This window comes from Enterococcus sp. VV15 (genome assembly GCF_005236045.1).
Taxonomy (GTDB): Bacteria; Bacillota; Bacilli; order Lactobacillales; family Enterococcaceae; genus Enterococcus_B; species Enterococcus_B durans.
Window position 1 is genome coordinate 35,633 of the sequence record NZ_QPTY01000021.1, and the last position, 16,063, is coordinate 51,695.

The following is a 16,063-nucleotide window of genomic DNA, read 5'->3' on the forward strand; positions in this document are numbered from 1 at the left end:
CTTACTTTTGTCCCAATCTCGTTTTTTAATTATTTCAACAGTTTCAAGAAACTTTCGCCATTTTCAGTTGCTGGAACATCAAAGTTCTCTGCGATCGTTGCAGAAATGTCAGAGTAGTATCCTTGAGATAAACTGCCTTGTTCCTTCATTTTTTTGCTGTAGACAAGTAATGGAACATATTCCCGTGTATGGTCTGTTCCAGGGAATGTTGGATCGTTTCCGTGGTCAGCCGTGATCATCAGCAAGTCATCTTCTGCCATTGCATCCAATAATTCAGGTATTCGTAAATCAAAATCTTCGATCGCATGTGCGTACCCTACTACATCACGACGATGACCATACAAGGCATCAAAATCAACTAAGTTCGTAAAACTGATCCCTGTAAAATCTTTTTTCATGACATTTAGCAATTGATCGACACCATCCATGTTGCTCTTCGTGCGAACAAATTCTGTTATCCCTTGACCATTGAAGATATCGTTGATTTTTCCAACAGCAATTACATCTTTGCCTGCATCCTTCAATGAATCTAATACCGTATGGCCAAATGGATCTAGTGCGTAATCATGACGGTTACTTGTCCGTGTGAAGTTGCCTGGTTCGCCGACATAAGGACGGGCAATGATCCGACCGATCATATATGGATCATCTTTCGTGATGTCACGGACAAACTGGCAGATCCGATATAATTCTTCTAAAGGAATGATTTCTTCATGTGCCGCAATTTGCAAAACTGGATCTGCTGAGGTATACACGATCAAATCGCCTGTCTTCATTTGATGTTCGCCGTAATCATCAATAACAGCGGTTCCACTATATGGTTTGTTACAAACGATTTTACGACCGGAGAATTCTTCGATTTGTTTTAGAAGCTCCTCTGGAAATCCATTAGGGAACACACGAAATGGCGTTTTGATATTTAGACCCATGATCTCCCAATGTCCTGTCATCGTATCTTTACCAACAGACACTTCTTCTAATTTGGTCACATACCCCTGATGATCAGCTACAGCTTCTACTCCTTCTAATGGACGGATCGTTCCTAGTCCCAATTGTTCTAAATGAGGAATGGTCAAACCTGCTTCTTTTGCAATGTGGCCTAGTGTATCTGAACCTTTATCACCAAATTTTTCTGCATCAGGTGCTTCTCCGATTCCAACTGAATCCATGACGATCAAATGTACACGTTTAAACATGAATATTCCTTCTTTCCTTTTATTTTTTAACTATATAAATCAAAAAGGACGAGCCGAAAAATAGTTCCCGTAACCCGCCCTTTTTATGCACTAAAAGTTTATTTTGATTTGATATAATTTTTACCGTTTGCTTTAGGCCCAGATGCTTTTCCTAAGAAAATGACCAAAACAATGATCGTTAATAGATAAGGCGCGATCTGTAATAAAACTGGCGGTATTGAAGAAATCACTGGCAATTGTGCGCCGATGATACTTAAGCTTTGCGCAAAACCGAAGAATAAAGAAGCGGCCATTGCGCCTAGCGGATTCCACTTACCAAAAATCATTGCTGCCATTGAAATGAACCCTTGCCCAACAATTGTTCCGGCAGAAAAATTACCTGAGATAGACTGTGCAAAAACAGCGCCGCCCATTCCTCCTAGAAGACCTGAGATCAATACACCTGAATAACGCATCGCATATACATTGATTCCTAGTGTATCTGCGGCTTGAGGATTCTCACCAACCGAACGTAGACGTAGTCCAAACTTGGTTTTAAAGATGATAAACCACGCAAGAACAGCAATCAAGATCGCACAATAAGCTGGTAAAAAGGTATTTTTAAAGAATATCGGTCCAATCACAGGAATATCTGATAGACCTGGGAAGGAGAAATACCCTAAGTTTACGGAGATGTTATCCGTTTGACCTTTACCATACCATGCTTTGATTAAAAATACACCTAATGCGGGAGCCATCAAGTTGATGACCGTACCACTGATAATGTGGTCTGCACGTAAACTAACCGTTGCTACTGCATGTAGCAAGGAGAATAAGACACCGACGACCCCACCAACTAGGATAGCGATCCAAGGCGTCATTGCACCTAATTCAGGGCTCATCGTCAAGTTGAAAACAACCGCACTAAATGCACCCATGACCATGATACCTTCTAAACCTACGTTAACGATCCCACTGCGCTCAGAAAAAGTTCCACCTAAAGAGGTTAAGATCAACGGCGTTGAATAAACGAGTGTAGATGTAAGGATCAAAGCAATCAATTCGACTGTTGACATTAGAGCTCTCCTCCTTCTTTATTCTGACTTGTTGGGTTCGACTCGACCGTTGCAACGATTGCTGCTTGTTTCTTTCCTTGGAATAGTTTTGCCATGATAAAGCGAATCAAGAAATTGATTCCGACAAAGAAAATAATCAAGGCGATCGAAACATTCACGATCTCAAATGGTACTCCTGCACCTGTCTGCATTCCCAGTCCACCGATCTTCAAGATACTGAACAAGATCGCTGAAAGAAGGATTCCAATTGCTGATCCAGAACCTAATAGCGAAACCGCCATCCCATCAAAACCGATGGATAGTGAAGTGGTTTGAACGAAGAAGTTTTGGTATGTTCCTAGTCCTTCAACTACTCCGCCTAGCCCTGCTAAAGCGCCTGAAATCACCATAGATAAAACAATCGTACGCTTGCTGCTCATCCCTGCATACTCCGAAGCAAAAGGATTCAATCCGACCGAACGCACTTCAAATCCCAGCGTTGTCTTCTTCATAAGCAACCAAACGAGGAACAAAGCAATAAGTGCTAAAAACAATCCTGCATTTACACGGGAACCCCCGAACATTTGAGTAAGCCAAGGCACTCTCAATGAGGCATTTTGTCCAACTAAGTTTGATGAATCCAAACTAGAACGGTAGCTTTCCGGCATGATATCGTGTAAAGCGAATGTGCTAAGATAAAGTAAAATATAGTTCATCATGATCGTTACGATTACTTCACTTGTTCCAAAAAAGGCACGTAGCAAACCAGGAATAGCTGCTGCCATCGCTCCTGCTAAGGCACCTAAGACCACACAAAGCGGCAATAAAACCACTTTTGGCAGATCAGGAAATGCCAATGCTACCCAGACACTAACGATCCAACCGCAAAGCGCTTGTCCTGAAAGCCCGATATTAAAGAAGCCCGCAGAGTTAGCTACCGAGAAACCTAACGCTGTAAAAATCAAAGGCGTTGCTTGTCTTAATGTCTCTCCGATACTTCGTTGTGAACCAAGTGAAGCATCCAACATCGAAGAATAACCTTGAATTGGGTTGAATCCAAAAGCAGCCATCAAAATAGCGCCTAAGATCAATCCTAAAATTACTGAAAATACCGGTACTAGCAGATTACGAAACTTCTCACTGCGATCATTCATGTGCGCCACCAACCTTTTCTAACTCTCTTCTTGCTTCTTCCAAAGAATAGCCCGCCATAAGTAATCCTAGTTCATTTTCAGATGTTTCTTTTGGATCGACGATACCGACGATTTTCCCTTCATGGATCACGGCGATTCGATCCGACACATTCAAGATTTCTTCCAACTCAAAACTAATCAATAAAACAGCTTTGAATTTATCTCTTTGTTCAATCAAACGTTTATGAATAAATTCAATGGCTCCTACATCTAGTCCTCGAGTAGGATTCGCAACAATCAATAAATCTGGATCACGATCCACTTCACGTGCAATGATCGCTTTCTGCTGATTTCCACCTGAGAGTGCTTTTGCCGGTACGACTTCATTTGTTGTCCGTACATCGTACTCTTCGATCAAGTCACGTGCATGCTCGTTGATGACCGAGTAATTCAGTAACCCATTCTTACTATATGGTTTTTGATAATACGTCTGTAAAGTGATATTTTCAGCTAAAGTCATATCTAGTACCAGTCCATATTTATGTCTATCTTCAGGCACATGACCTACGCCAGACTCTGTGATTTTACGCGGTTTCTTATTGGTAATATCATCACCCTTCAAGCGGATTGTGCCGCTTTCTGCTTTTCGCAAGCCTGTTAATGCTTGGATCAACTCAGATTGACCATTCCCGTCGATACCCGCAATCCCTAGTACTTCACCAGCCCGTACTTCTAGGCTAAGATCTTTGACTGCGTCTAGTCCTCGATTTTCTTTGACTACTAGATTTTCAATGGACAATACTACTTCTTGCGGACGTGCTTCTTTCTTCATTGTTTTAAATGAAACGGTACGTCCCACCATCATATCTGCTAATTGTTGAGAAGAGACATCTTTCACATTGACCGTACCGATCCCTTGTCCACGTCTGATGACAGTACAACGGTCAGCTACAGCTTTGATTTCGTCTAATTTGTGCGTAATCAAAATGATTGATTTGCCTTCCTTCACTAACTCTTTCATGATAAGAATCAATTCATCAATTTCTTGAGGAGTCAATACAGCGGTTGGTTCATCAAAGATCAATACATCTGCTCCACGATAAAGTGTTTTTAAAATTTCGACCCGTTGCTCCATCCCTACAGAGATGTCACGAACATAGGCATCTGGATTAACCGACAACCCATATTGCTCTGAAAGTTTTTTGATTTCTTCACGAGCTTTGCGACGATTAAGCACCCCTGCTCGACTGGGTTCGCTACCCAAAACAATATTTTCTGTGACCGTAAAAGCATCCACTAACATAAAATGCTGATGGACCATTCCGATACCTAGCTGATTAGCTTTTGTTGGGCTTGTAATCTTCACTTCTTTCCCATGCATCAGGATCTCACCTGAAGTCGGTTCTAAAAGACCCGATAGTACATTCATCAATGTTGATTTCCCGGCACCATTTTCTCCAAGCAAAGCGTGGATCTCACCAGCTCTCACTTGTAAATTGATGTTGTCATTTGCTTTGAATGTACCAAATTGTTTGGTGATATTCCGCATTTCTATGACAATATTTTCTTGAACCACATTTTTCACATCCTAACGATTTCTGTCTAGGCAACGATTGACAAAGATTTCTATTTCTATATAAATCTTAAAATGAAGCAAAATACTTCAGGGGATTGTTCCCTTATCAAGAGGTTGTGAAAGAAGCGCTTTGTCCTGAGCAATAAAGATGAAAAACTCGAAATAGCTTCTTATATTTTGAGTTTTTTTGATTTATTGCCGAAGGACAGCTTCTTGAACACCGTTTAATAGAGGTTGTGAAAAGGCCGTTTTGCTCCGATGACAATAAGAAATAATTTTTAAAAATAGCTTTTCATATTTTTAAAAATTCAGGCTTATTTCAAGGAGTTGGCTTTTGAACACCATTTAACAGTGGTTATGAAAGAAGCACTTTGCTCCGATGAGACAAGACGTCAAAAACAACCCACTTCTTACAACACCTTGATAAAGAAACAATAGATCGAAATATATTTATTCATAAAATATGGGACAAAAGTAAGCAATACTTTTGCCTCACACTCTAAATATGAATAAATGGCGGGAACAAAAGCCCCCCTTCGAAAAAATAATCTGAAGATGCACAAAGATGTGAAAAACAATTCCCGTGAATCCCTTCTTATTTCTCGGAGTGAAACACTTCTGTCCCGACCTCTATCGAATAAAACTTAATTAACTTTTAGGAGTTTCTGGTACCTTGATATCTCCTGAAATGATTTTTTCTTTTGCTTCATTCACTGCTTTTTTCGCTTCATCTGAAAGTTGACCTTCAGTGATACCCACACCGTCTTCTTTCAATCCATAAACTGTGTGTTCGCCACCAGGGAATTTACCGTCAGCTGATTTTTGTGCTAAGTCTTCTACAACAGTTCCCACACCTTTAAGTGTAGATGTCAACGTGAAGTTTTTCTTTTCCCCATTTAAAGTGTAGTCTCCTTCGTCAGATTGGTCACGGTCAACACCGATTACCCAAACTTTTTTGTCGCCAGATTCATTCAATGATTTAGCTTCTTGGAATACACCGTTACCAGTACCACCTGAAGCATGGAAAATGATATCCGCGTTTTGAGCGTACATACCTTGTGCAATTGAACGACCTTTATCTGGTGCTGAGAAGTCACCTGCATATTGGTTCAAAACTTTTACTTCTTTATTCAAAGCTTTCGCTCCAGCATCAACACCAGCTTTAAATCCAGCATCAAAACGATCGATTACTTCACCTTTTACCCCACCGATAAATCCAACAATATTTGTTTCAGTTGTGTATGCCGCTGCAATCCCCGCAAGATAAGAAGCTTCGTTATCTTTAAATGTTGCTGAAACGACATTGTCTTTTCCTTCGATTACATCATCGATAATCGCAAAGTTTGTTTCAGGATTAGAACCAGCTTGTTCTTCTATCGCAGGTTTTAATTTATAGCCAATCCCAAATATTGTTTTAAATCCGGCATTCAAGGCTTGGTCAATGTTTGGAATATAATCTGATTCATTAGATGATTGGAAATATTGGAATCCATCATTTCCACGTGAAAGATCATGGTCTTTCCCCCAAGCTTCTAGTCCTTCCCAAGCTGACTGGTTGAATGAACGGTCATCGACACCGCCTGTGTCTGTGATCAATGCTGCAGTTGTTGTTTTTGAAGAGCTGCCTCCACCAGTGGAATCAGTAGAGTCTGAATCGCCGCCGTTGCCACATGCGCCCAATAATAACCCAGCAGATAACGCTACAGCACCTAAACCAAATAATTTTGCTTTTTTCATTTCTGTAAAGCCCCCTAAAATAATTGTTTTATTTTTCAACAGTCAGCTGACTGAATGAACGTGAGTTATAAATCTTTTTCTGTAAATGCGTAAGGTAACAATCCCTCCACAGTTGTGGATTTCATGACATCGTCATCGCCAATCAAAGTTACTGGCATATCCGGCGAACAAAATTCAGCCATGACTTGACGACAAGCACCGCAAGGAGAAATCGGATCTGGTGTATGCCCAGACACAACCAAGTGTATAAATGACCTTTCTCCTTCAGAGATTGCTTTGAAGAATGCTGTACGTTCGGCACAATTTGTTAAGCCAAATGATGCATTTTCGATGTTGATTCCTTGATACGTTCGCCCTGATTCAGTCACTAAACATGCGCCTACAGGAAAATGGGAATATGGAACGTAGGCTTTATCCAAGGCCTCTATTGCAGTATCGATCCACTCTTGTTTCACTTCTGACATAAACTTCTCCTTAAAATTAGTATCCTTCACCTGTTGAGCCAGACATGATCGAAACGCCTGCGCTAGTACCTATCCGTGTTGCTCCAGCTTCAACCATTGCTAAAGCTTCCGCTTCATTATGGATGCCACCTGATGCTTTCACACCCATTTCTGGTCCTACAGTTTGACGCATCAATCGAACATCTTCTACTTTGGCACCACCAGTTGAAAAACCAGTAGATGTTTTGACGAAATCTGCTCCAGCTGCTTTCGCAAGTTCGCAAGCTTTGATGATTTCTTCATGGTTTAGTAGCGCTGTTTCAATGATCACTTTCACTAATGCACGATCTTTGGCTGCTTCAACTACTGCTTCGATATCTTGTTGTACTTTTCCATATTGTTGTGATTTCAATGCACCAATATTGATGACCATATCTACTTCATCTGCGCCGTTTTCAATGGCATTTGTTGTTTCAAAAGCCTTTGTTTCTGATGTGTTAGCCCCTAGAGGAAACCCAATCACCGTGCAGACCGCTACCGGTTCACCTTTTAGATTTTCTTTTGCTAAAGAAACCCATGTTGGATTGATACAGACAGAATAGAAATGATATTTCTTTGCTTCTTCAATGATACGCATGACATCCGTTTCTGAAGCATCTGCTTTTAAAATTGTATGATCAATCATTCGATTCAATTCCATTTTTTTCTCTCCTTTTTATTCTGTGATAATGTCGTGTATTAAAGTAGGCTTCTCAGCCGAATCACTGATTTCAATATTTTGATAAAGCAATTCTTTCACAGAAGAGATATCTTCTTCATTACTATAGATCGTTAATAAAGATTCACCCTCTTGAACAGGATCGCCGATTTTTTTATTTAATTTAAGACCTACCGCATGATCGATAGCATCATCTTTCGTTTTACGGCCAGCTCCCAACATCATTGCAGCAATTCCCAACTCATTCGCAACAAGTTTCGACACAATGCCACTTTCCTTCGCAGGAAGCTCGCTTACATACTTCGCTGTCAGCAATCGTTCAGGCTGATCCACCACACTTGGGTCGCCCCCTTGATTTTGGATCATTTCTTTGAATTTCAACAAAGCTTTGCCAGATTCCAACGCTTCTTTAAGTTGAACTCTTGCTTCATCGATCGTAGCCACTTGTTTTGCTAATACCATCATTTGGCTTCCCAATGCGTAACACATTTCCACCAAATCTTCCGGCCCGTTACCTTTTAATGTATCAATAGCTTCGACGACTTCCAGACTGTTGCCAATTGCCTCACCCAATGGTTCAGACATATCAGAAATCACTGCAACTGTTTGTCGATTCGCTAGTTTACCAATACTGGTCATTGTTTTCGCTAATCGTCGGGCATCCTCAATATTTTTCATAAATGCCCCATCACCAGTAGTGACGTCTAATACGATTGCATCCGCTCCCGCGGCGATTTTTTTACTCATGATCGAACTTGCGATCAAAGGAATCGAGTCAACTGTCGCCGTCACATCCCGTAAGGCATATAACTTTTTATCTGCTGGTGCAAGATTTCCCGATTGACCAATGACAGCAACCTTACTGTCATTGACGATCCGGATAAATTCTTCATCAGAAAGTTCGATCTTAAACCCTGGGATCGCTTCTAATTTATCTAGTGTTCCGCCCGTATAGCCAAGTCCTCTGCCAGACATTTTTGCCACTGTAACACCCACGCTAGCTACTAACGGCGCTAAGATCAACGTTGTCGTATCTCCCACACCACCAGTCGAATGTTTGTCGACTTTGATCCCATCTAATGGACTCAAATCGATCACATCCCCTGAATGTGCAATTGCCAGTGTCAAGTCAGTAATTTCTCGATCCGTCATATCTTGATAGAAGATCGTCATTAGCAATGCGCTGATTTGATAATCAGGAATGTTACCACTCGTATAATTCGTAATAATATAGTCGATTTCTTTCGTTGATAATTCGTTTCCGTCCCTCTTTTTTTCAATCAGATCCACCATTCGCATTGCCTGATCCTCCTTGTCTTCATTCGGTATTATACAGGATTTTTATAAAAGGTAAACCACTTTAGTAAACCAGTTTACTAAAAATACAAAGAGCTATACTTCACGTTTGTAAACACTTACATAAGCAATATACCGCCCAGTTAGCCCGTTGTCAATGTTTTTATGCTCTCACGAATAATTAATTTTGTTTCAAAGACTTTGTTCGGAACTTTGCGTTGGGGAAATTCAATCTTGTCGATCAAAAAGCGAGCAGCATAAAAACCAATATCAAAACTTGGTTGTTTAACTGTTGTCAATTGGGGGATCATATATTCAGAAAGTTTTAGCCCATCAAACCCAATGACTGAAATATCTTCCGGAATTTTTTTCCCTAACTCATCGATTGCTTGGTAACAACCAATCGCCATCGCATCATTCCCACAAAAAATCGCAGTAATATCTTTGTGGCGTAGCAATCTCTTGGAAGATTCATAACCACCTTGTACCGTCAATTCACCCTGTTCAACAAGCTTGCCGTTAAAAGGAATACCATGATCTTTGAGCGCATGGCGATATCCATTGAATCGCTCTTCCAATTGATAATAACCAGTTGTTTCCTTCAACATACCGATTTTAGTATGTCCATTTTCAATGAACAGCGATACCGCTTGGTAAGCCCCTTCATATTCTTTCACAAGCAAGCGACCATTGTCTCTACGGTTTAGTCCCCGATCGATCAAGATAATCGGCATGTTCGTATAAAACCCACTATCTAAAGAATACGCATCAGGCAAGACATTCGGGGTAGCCAATAAGATGCCATCTACCGAACGATGAGAGAGTTCTTGTAAATATTTGATTTCATTCTCCTGACTATGCCGAGAATTACACAGCATGATCACATACCCCAACGGATTTAAATAACTTTCGACCCCTTCAATCAATTTAGAGAAGAAAAAGTCGGTCACATCAGGTACGATCATCCCGATCGTCTTAGAATGACGATTGATCACATTGGAGGCAAAATAATCAGGTTTGTAGTGATGCTCATCCACGATCTCCAATACTTTTTTTCTGGTTTTATCACTAAAGCGGCTTCCTTTATTGTTCAATATCTGTGAGACAGTTGTCACAGAAACGCCAGCCATCTCTGCGATATCTCTGATCGTTAATTTCACTTCTTCTCCCCCTTTGTATAAATTCTTTTTTAGTTTACCAAAACCCTTTCAAAAAGAATAGCTAGAAAATAGACACAATGCTTTACTTACTTCCCCTTTTTTATCTAAGCTTCAACGAAACAAAAAAAAGCCGAGACATTTCTATGTCTCAGCCTCCTAGATCTGTATAAATCATATCTCAAAATATTCTACTCATAGCAAAAAAATTTATATCCATTCACATCGCTGCTTTTCTAAAAAGAGCAAAAAACGATTAATAGTCACGATACCGTATAATTTTATTTATTCTTTCACACTTTTGATAATGTAGTATCCTTTGTCTTTTGTAACGATCTCCGCGTTTCCAAAAGTTTCCAGCATTTTTTTCTGCGCACTCGGTGCTCCCTGTTTCTTTTGGATCACGATCGTTAATGTTCCACCTGTTTTTAATCGTGGATACGCCTCTGTCAATATTTCGTGAACTACTTTTTTTCCTGCACGTATGGGCGGATTACTGACAATAGCAGCATAGCCTTCTTCCTGAACATCTTCATAGATATTGGATTGGTGGATCTCAACGTTTTCAATTTGGTTTCGTTTCGAATTCCCCTGCGCCAATGCAACTGCCCGTGAATTGATATCGACCATCTCCACCATCCGCTGGCTCGCAAAAGCAATGGCTAAACCGATTGGCCCATAGCCACAGCCAACATCTAAGATTTTCCCTTCATTCGGTAATTCTTCCCAGTCAAATGCATCAATCAATACACGTGAACCGTAATCGACTGTTTCACGTGAAAATACACCAGAATCAGTCACAAATCGGAATATTTTTCCTTTTAATTCAAACGGCCATTCCTCAAAATCATGGGCTGTATCGGGGTTTTCTGAATAATAGTGGTTTGTCATAATGTCCACCCTTCTTACTTTGTTAGTTGTCCATAGTCTATCGTTTTATGTACAGAGGTGCAAGTCAGACTAGAACCCTTGAGAGTTATTTTTTCTTCCGACTATGGAAAAATACCCAAAAAAGACAAAGCTTTCCTCCCAAGTGGTGGGGTTTAGGAATGTTTTGTGTTAAAATAAATCCATTGATGGGAGAATGCAGGAGGCTATAAGGCTATTATGAATGATCCAATGAATTACTACCGTGTCGCAAGAGAAGAATGGCGTGAATTTTATCGTAACGGGCAAGCACCATTGACCCAAGATGAATTAGATAAAATCAAGAGTTTGAATGACCGTATTTCGATGCAAGATGTTCGAGACATTTATGTTCCTCTTGCTCATCTGATCTATCTTTATATGAAAGAATTTGAATCTCTTACTTTGAGTAAAGGTCTTTTTCTTCATAAATACGTGGAGGTATCACCATTCATCATTGGTATCGCCGGAAGTGTCGCCGTTGGTAAAAGCACCACTGCTCGCCTACTGCAAACAATCTTATCTCGTACTTTTAAGCGGAGAAATGTTCAGTTGATTACAACTGACGGTTTTCTCTATCCTAACAAGGTCTTAAAAAAACGAGGGATTATGGATCGTAAAGGATTCCCAGAAAGTTATAATATGGAAATGCTCATTGACTTCCTAAATAAAGTCAAATCCGGTCAGGAAGAAATCAAAGTCCCAGTCTATTCACATGACGTCTATGATATCATTCCTGATGAATACGAGCTGATCCAACAACCAGATATTCTGATCGTTGAAGGAATCAACACGCTTCAACTACCAGCCAACCAACAAATTTACGTCAGCGACTTTTTTGACTTTTCCGTTTACGTTGACGCAGATTCATCACTGATCGAAAAATGGTACCTTGATCGTTTCGGTGCCTTACTCGATACAGCTTTTCAAAATCCACAAAACTATTACTATCGATTTGCTATCGGTGATCGCGAAGATGCGTTCAAAATGGCAAAAGAAGTATGGAAAAATGTGAATTTAAAGAATTTAAACGAATATATCTTGCCTACTCGCAGCAGAGCAGATATAATTCTCCATAAAACTGAAAATCATATCATCGATTCGATTTTCATGCGAAAATATTAGCATTTTAAAATAGTTTCATCTATTTTGAGATAAAATTTAAAGGGATAGGGGTAATAAATGTGACAAACGTTGCCGATATGACAAACGTTGAAAAGATTATCGTATTAGATTATGGTAGCCAGTATAACCAATTGATTACACGACGCATCCGTGATTTGGGAGTCTTTTCCGAACTATTGAGCCACCGCATTACTGCAGAAGAAGTAAAAGCAATGAATCCAAAAGGGATCATTCTTTCTGGTGGACCAAACAGTGTGTATGATGAAAATGCTTTTGGAATCGATCCAGAGATCTTTAACTTAGGAATTCCAGTGTTAGGGATTTGTTATGGTATGCAATTGATCACTTATAAATTAGGTGGATCAGTTGAGCCAGCCAAAAACCGCGAATACGGAAAAGCACTCTTAGAAGTAACTGCTGACGATGCTGTGTTGTTCAATGAAATACCAAAACAACAAACTGTTTGGATGAGTCATGGTGACTTGGTAACAAAAGTTCCAGAAGGTTTTGAAATCGTCGGAACAAGCAAAGATTGCCCAATTGCATCAATCCAAGATACAACACGCAACTTCTATGGTATCCAATTCCATGCAGAAGTGCGCCATTCCGAATACGGAATCGAATTATTACGTCACTTTGCATTTGATGTCTGCCATTGCGAAGGCAACTGGACAATGGATAACTTCATCGATATGCAAATCGAAAAAATCCGTCAACAAGTAGGCGACAAAAAAGTTTTACTTGGTCTTTCAGGCGGCGTAGATTCTAGTGTTGTCGGCGTTCTTTTACAAAAAGCGATCGGTGATCAATTGACATCGATCTTCGTTGACCATGGTCTATTACGTAAAGGCGAAGCTGACCAAGTAATGGAAAGCCTAGGCGGTAAATTTGGCTTGAACATCATCAAAGTTGATGCCAAAAAACGTTTCCTAGATAAACTAGCTGGTGTTTCTGATCCTGAACAAAAACGCAAAATCATCGGAAATGAATTTGTGTATGTTTTTGATGATGAAGCAACGAAATTAGCTGGCGAAGAAGGCGTTGCTTTCTTGGCACAAGGCACACTTTATACTGACGTGATCGAAAGTGGTACTGAGACAGCTCAAACAATCAAGTCTCACCACAACGTTGGTGGTCTTCCAGAAGATATGCAATTTGAATTGATCGAACCTTTGAACACACTCTTCAAAGATGAAGTCCGTGAATTAGGAACACAATTAGGTATGCCCGATTCAATCGTATGGCGTCAACCTTTCCCTGGACCAGGTCTAGGTATCCGTGTACTAGGTGAAATCAGTGAAGAAAAATTAGAAATCGTCCGCGAATCTGATGCAATCTTGCGTGAAGAAATCGCTGCGGCTGGATTAGACCGTGATATCTGGCAATACTTTACAGTCCTACCAGGTATCCGTTCTGTTGGTGTTATGGGCGATGGCCGTACGTATGATTACACTATCGGTATCCGCGCCGTTACTTCCATCGATGGCATGACAGCTGACTTTGCTCGCATCCCTTGGGACGTCTTGCAAAAAATCTCTGTACGTATCGTTAACGAAGTGGCACACGTCAACCGTATCGTGTACGACATTACGTCTAAACCACCTGCAACTGTGGAGTGGGAATAAAGAGCCAACAGAATATGGAAGGGGAATCCCGATAAATCAACATTCTTCAATAGCTAAAATGCTTGATTTTCATTAAAAATAAGATGGTTCCCTACCATTTTCCCTACCAAAAACCCTTGTCAGATTAACGGCTGACAAGGGCTTTTTCTTTTGTTCACTACTTTTTAGAGCTAATTAGCTCAACTTTTTTTCAAGCAACTGAAAATACTTTAATAGTTATTCCTAACATACTTCAACACTTTCCCCCACTAAGTAGAGCTTCATTTTCGAAGTAAAAAGAAGCTCATGTTGCAAATACTTGTCATCATAGGCGGTGATTTCATCTTCTGCAACGCTCCCGTAGCCGTCATCTGTAACAAAATCATCCGTATTAGCAAATTTGTACTGTAAGCAATCATACCGAAAAGAAAATTTCTGTATATTTTTCCATTTAATAATATAGTCAATATTTTCATAAGGATTACGTAAATACAGATTGACTTCTATTACTAGATTTGCTAATTCTTCTACTTCTATCTTTACTAATCGATAGTCATGAAGAGAATTATCTTTTAGAAAATGATATGAAGTACCCAAACGTTTAGATAATTGTTCTAAATTTTTATAATAACCTTCGATATCCCAGTGTTCATCATTAACAAAATATTCCATTTATAGGTATTCTCCTTATCTAAATGAATACTAAGAAAAACGCGCCCCAACTAGCTATTGCAGAAGCAGCAAAAATTGCAAAGCCAACTACAGCAATAAATATTCCAATTGCAATTACAATATCAGCCGTTTTCTTCATATTTAATTTTCGAGCTTTAATTTTTGAACGAGCTGCATTCATACTTTTTAAATCTTTTTGAGCCTTTTTATAATCATTTAGCCCTTTACCCTTTTTTGAATATCTTTAGGTACTCCTCCTCTTGTCATATTTGTTCCGTGAGAATTGGATCCATCAACGTTTTCAGTAACATCTTTATTTCCTTTTTTCACATGTACGTGTGGTTTTGTGTCATTACTCCCATGCGGTCTATCTACCCTTACCTTGTAGCCTTTTCCTAAATCATGCCACTGTCCATAACCACGTGTCAACGCTTCATTTTCTTCTGGAGTCCAATATGATTCAGAGATATCTACATCATAATTTTCTAACATTTTTTGTAGCTTAATTACTTCTTTATCTTGTTCATCCGGGTTAGTTATGCTTGCAACTAACTCTGCCTGATTAAGTAATTCCCTGGTAGCATCATTTTCTAAGTTTGATGCAAATACTTGAGATGGATAAATCAATAACAAAATAAACGTTGAAAATAGAATCATTTTTTTCTTCATAACAAATCAACTCTCCTCTTTAAATAGAATACATTAAACAAGCTTTTCTAACTTTTTTCACTAGCTCCTTTCGTAATTTATATTTTTATATTATTACTGAATTTTCTTTTAACCTAGCAACTATTAATTTACACTCAGCAACCAATTTATATAGCAACCAACAGTTGCTAGGTTGCATCCACTAGTTGCTATAAAAGAAACTCCTTTCCGTGTATGTTAACTACATGGAAAGGAGTTCTTTTAATGAAAAAAATAATTTTATTCGCATTCGTTATTATTTCTAGTTTTGTGAGTTGTTCTATAAATTTTGCTAGCGAAATTACTTCTTCAAAAAACAAAGTAGAAATATCTTACGACTTAATTCAAAATGGAGATCAATATTTTAATATCCCCACCGAAGAAGGGATAATTGAAATATCTATCGAAGAGATTTCAGATTACTCCGCTAACTTACTACGAACCATTAAATCTGGTACTTACCTAATCAAATATTCTTCTCCAGGTGCTTGGAAAGCCAGCTTTAAAACAAAGATTAGCTCTGGCAAAATGACCTCTGTATTTTCAGGTAATGCAATTCCTACTACCGGAACTATCTCTCAAAAAAATTTACGATTAATCAATTCAAAAGAAAGTCGCTATTCTTTTATTTGGACAAAAGGATACGTTAATAATTGGAGTTGTCAATAAAAACTAGACACTTAGTTAAGAGAATAAGCGGATTTTTTTTCAAAGGCTCTAGGAGATTGATAGCCAAGGGCAGAGTGTATGCGTTTTGTGTTATAGTAAGTTTCAATATA

17 protein-coding genes are annotated in these 16,063 nt (G+C 39.3%); 3 read left to right on the plus strand and 14 right to left on the minus strand.

Features of this window, described 5'->3' with window-relative positions:
* Positions 1–29 precede the first annotated feature (29 nt).
* The 10 genes from deoB to DVW83_RS08915 form a co-directional block, all read right to left on the minus strand.
* Positions 30–1,196, minus strand: a complete 1,167-nt coding sequence (gene deoB, locus DVW83_RS08870; RefSeq protein WP_104660475.1) for a phosphopentomutase — start codon at positions 1,194–1,196, stop codon at positions 30–32.
* Between the two features lie 98 nt (positions 1,197–1,294).
* Positions 1,295–2,251, minus strand: coding sequence for an ABC transporter permease (locus DVW83_RS08875; protein ID WP_005880836.1), 957 nt, complete (start codon positions 2,249–2,251; stop codon positions 1,295–1,297).
* The gene (locus DVW83_RS08880) at positions 2,251–3,384 is read right to left on the minus strand and encodes an ABC transporter permease (RefSeq protein ID WP_104660474.1); all 1,134 of its coding nucleotides are present in this window, start codon (positions 3,382–3,384) and stop codon (positions 2,251–2,253) included. Before DVW83_RS08880 ends, DVW83_RS08875 begins: the two co-directional genes overlap by 1 nt.
* Complete coding sequence (locus tag DVW83_RS08885) at positions 3,377–4,939, minus strand: ABC transporter ATP-binding protein (protein WP_104660473.1); 1,563 nt, start codon at positions 4,937–4,939, stop codon at positions 3,377–3,379. The genes DVW83_RS08880 and DVW83_RS08885 overlap by 8 nt, the downstream gene beginning before the upstream one ends.
* A 648-nt stretch (positions 4,940–5,587) precedes the next feature.
* Entirely contained in the window at positions 5,588–6,676 is a 1,089-nt protein-coding gene (locus tag DVW83_RS08890) for a BMP family lipoprotein (protein ID WP_104660472.1), read from the minus strand.
* A gap of 65 nt (positions 6,677–6,741) precedes the next feature.
* A complete protein-coding gene (locus tag DVW83_RS08895; RefSeq protein ID WP_137239304.1) occupies positions 6,742–7,140 on the minus strand; it encodes a cytidine deaminase in 399 nt (132 codons plus the stop codon).
* A gap of 16 nt (positions 7,141–7,156) precedes the next feature.
* On the minus strand, positions 7,157–7,819 hold the full coding sequence (gene deoC, locus DVW83_RS08900) for a deoxyribose-phosphate aldolase (RefSeq protein ID WP_016177176.1): 663 nt from the start codon (positions 7,817–7,819) through the stop codon (positions 7,157–7,159).
* Between the two features lie 15 nt (positions 7,820–7,834).
* On the minus strand, positions 7,835–9,136 hold the full coding sequence (locus tag DVW83_RS08905) for a pyrimidine-nucleoside phosphorylase (RefSeq protein WP_104660470.1): 1,302 nt from the start codon (positions 9,134–9,136) through the stop codon (positions 7,835–7,837).
* A gap of 140 nt (positions 9,137–9,276) precedes the next feature.
* Positions 9,277–10,293 (minus strand): LacI family DNA-binding transcriptional regulator, encoded by a 1,017-nt coding sequence (locus tag DVW83_RS08910; RefSeq protein WP_104660469.1) that lies wholly within the window; start codon positions 10,291–10,293, stop codon positions 9,277–9,279.
* Positions 10,294–10,575: 282 nt separating this feature from the next.
* The gene (locus DVW83_RS08915) at positions 10,576–11,181 is read right to left on the minus strand and encodes a class I SAM-dependent methyltransferase (RefSeq protein WP_104660468.1); all 606 of its coding nucleotides are present in this window, start codon (positions 11,179–11,181) and stop codon (positions 10,576–10,578) included.
* A gap of 216 nt (positions 11,182–11,397) precedes the next feature.
* On the opposite strand from DVW83_RS08915, the gene coaA reads away from it, so the two are divergent.
* Both coaA and guaA read left to right on the plus strand, forming a co-directional pair.
* Complete coding sequence (coaA, locus tag DVW83_RS08920; RefSeq protein WP_104660467.1) at positions 11,398–12,321, plus strand: type I pantothenate kinase; 924 nt, start codon at positions 11,398–11,400, stop codon at positions 12,319–12,321.
* Between the two features lie 59 nt (positions 12,322–12,380).
* Positions 12,381–13,946, plus strand: a complete 1,566-nt coding sequence (gene guaA, locus DVW83_RS08925; RefSeq protein WP_104660466.1) for a glutamine-hydrolyzing GMP synthase — start codon at positions 12,381–12,383, stop codon at positions 13,944–13,946.
* A gap of 222 nt (positions 13,947–14,168) precedes the next feature.
* On the opposite strand, the gene DVW83_RS08930 is transcribed toward guaA, so the two are convergent.
* From DVW83_RS08930 to DVW83_RS08935, 3 genes are read right to left on the minus strand one after another with little or no spacing between them, the layout of a single operon-like run.
* Positions 14,169–14,597, minus strand: a complete 429-nt coding sequence (locus tag DVW83_RS08930; protein ID WP_095803334.1) for a hypothetical protein — start codon at positions 14,595–14,597, stop codon at positions 14,169–14,171.
* A 19-nt stretch (positions 14,598–14,616) separates the two neighbouring features.
* Complete coding sequence (locus DVW83_RS15065; RefSeq protein ID WP_161569452.1) at positions 14,617–14,778, minus strand: hypothetical protein; 162 nt, start codon at positions 14,776–14,778, stop codon at positions 14,617–14,619.
* Between the two features lie 35 nt (positions 14,779–14,813).
* On the minus strand, positions 14,814–15,266 hold the full coding sequence (locus DVW83_RS08935; protein WP_104660465.1) for a hypothetical protein: 453 nt from the start codon (positions 15,264–15,266) through the stop codon (positions 14,814–14,816).
* Positions 15,267–15,509: 243 nt separating this feature from the next.
* Here DVW83_RS08935 and DVW83_RS08940 point away from each other — a divergent pair, with 243 nt between their 5' ends.
* Positions 15,510–15,953 carry a DUF5626 family protein gene (locus tag DVW83_RS08940; RefSeq protein ID WP_104660464.1) on the plus strand — a complete coding sequence of 148 codons (444 nt, stop codon included), beginning with the start codon at positions 15,510–15,512 and terminating at the stop codon, positions 15,951–15,953.
* A gap of 11 nt (positions 15,954–15,964) precedes the next feature.
* On the opposite strand, the gene DVW83_RS16120 is transcribed toward DVW83_RS08940, so the two are convergent.
* Positions 15,965–16,060, minus strand: coding sequence for a hypothetical protein (locus tag DVW83_RS16120; RefSeq protein WP_375731119.1), 96 nt, complete (start codon positions 16,058–16,060; stop codon positions 15,965–15,967).
* Positions 16,061–16,063: the final 3 nt, after the last annotated feature.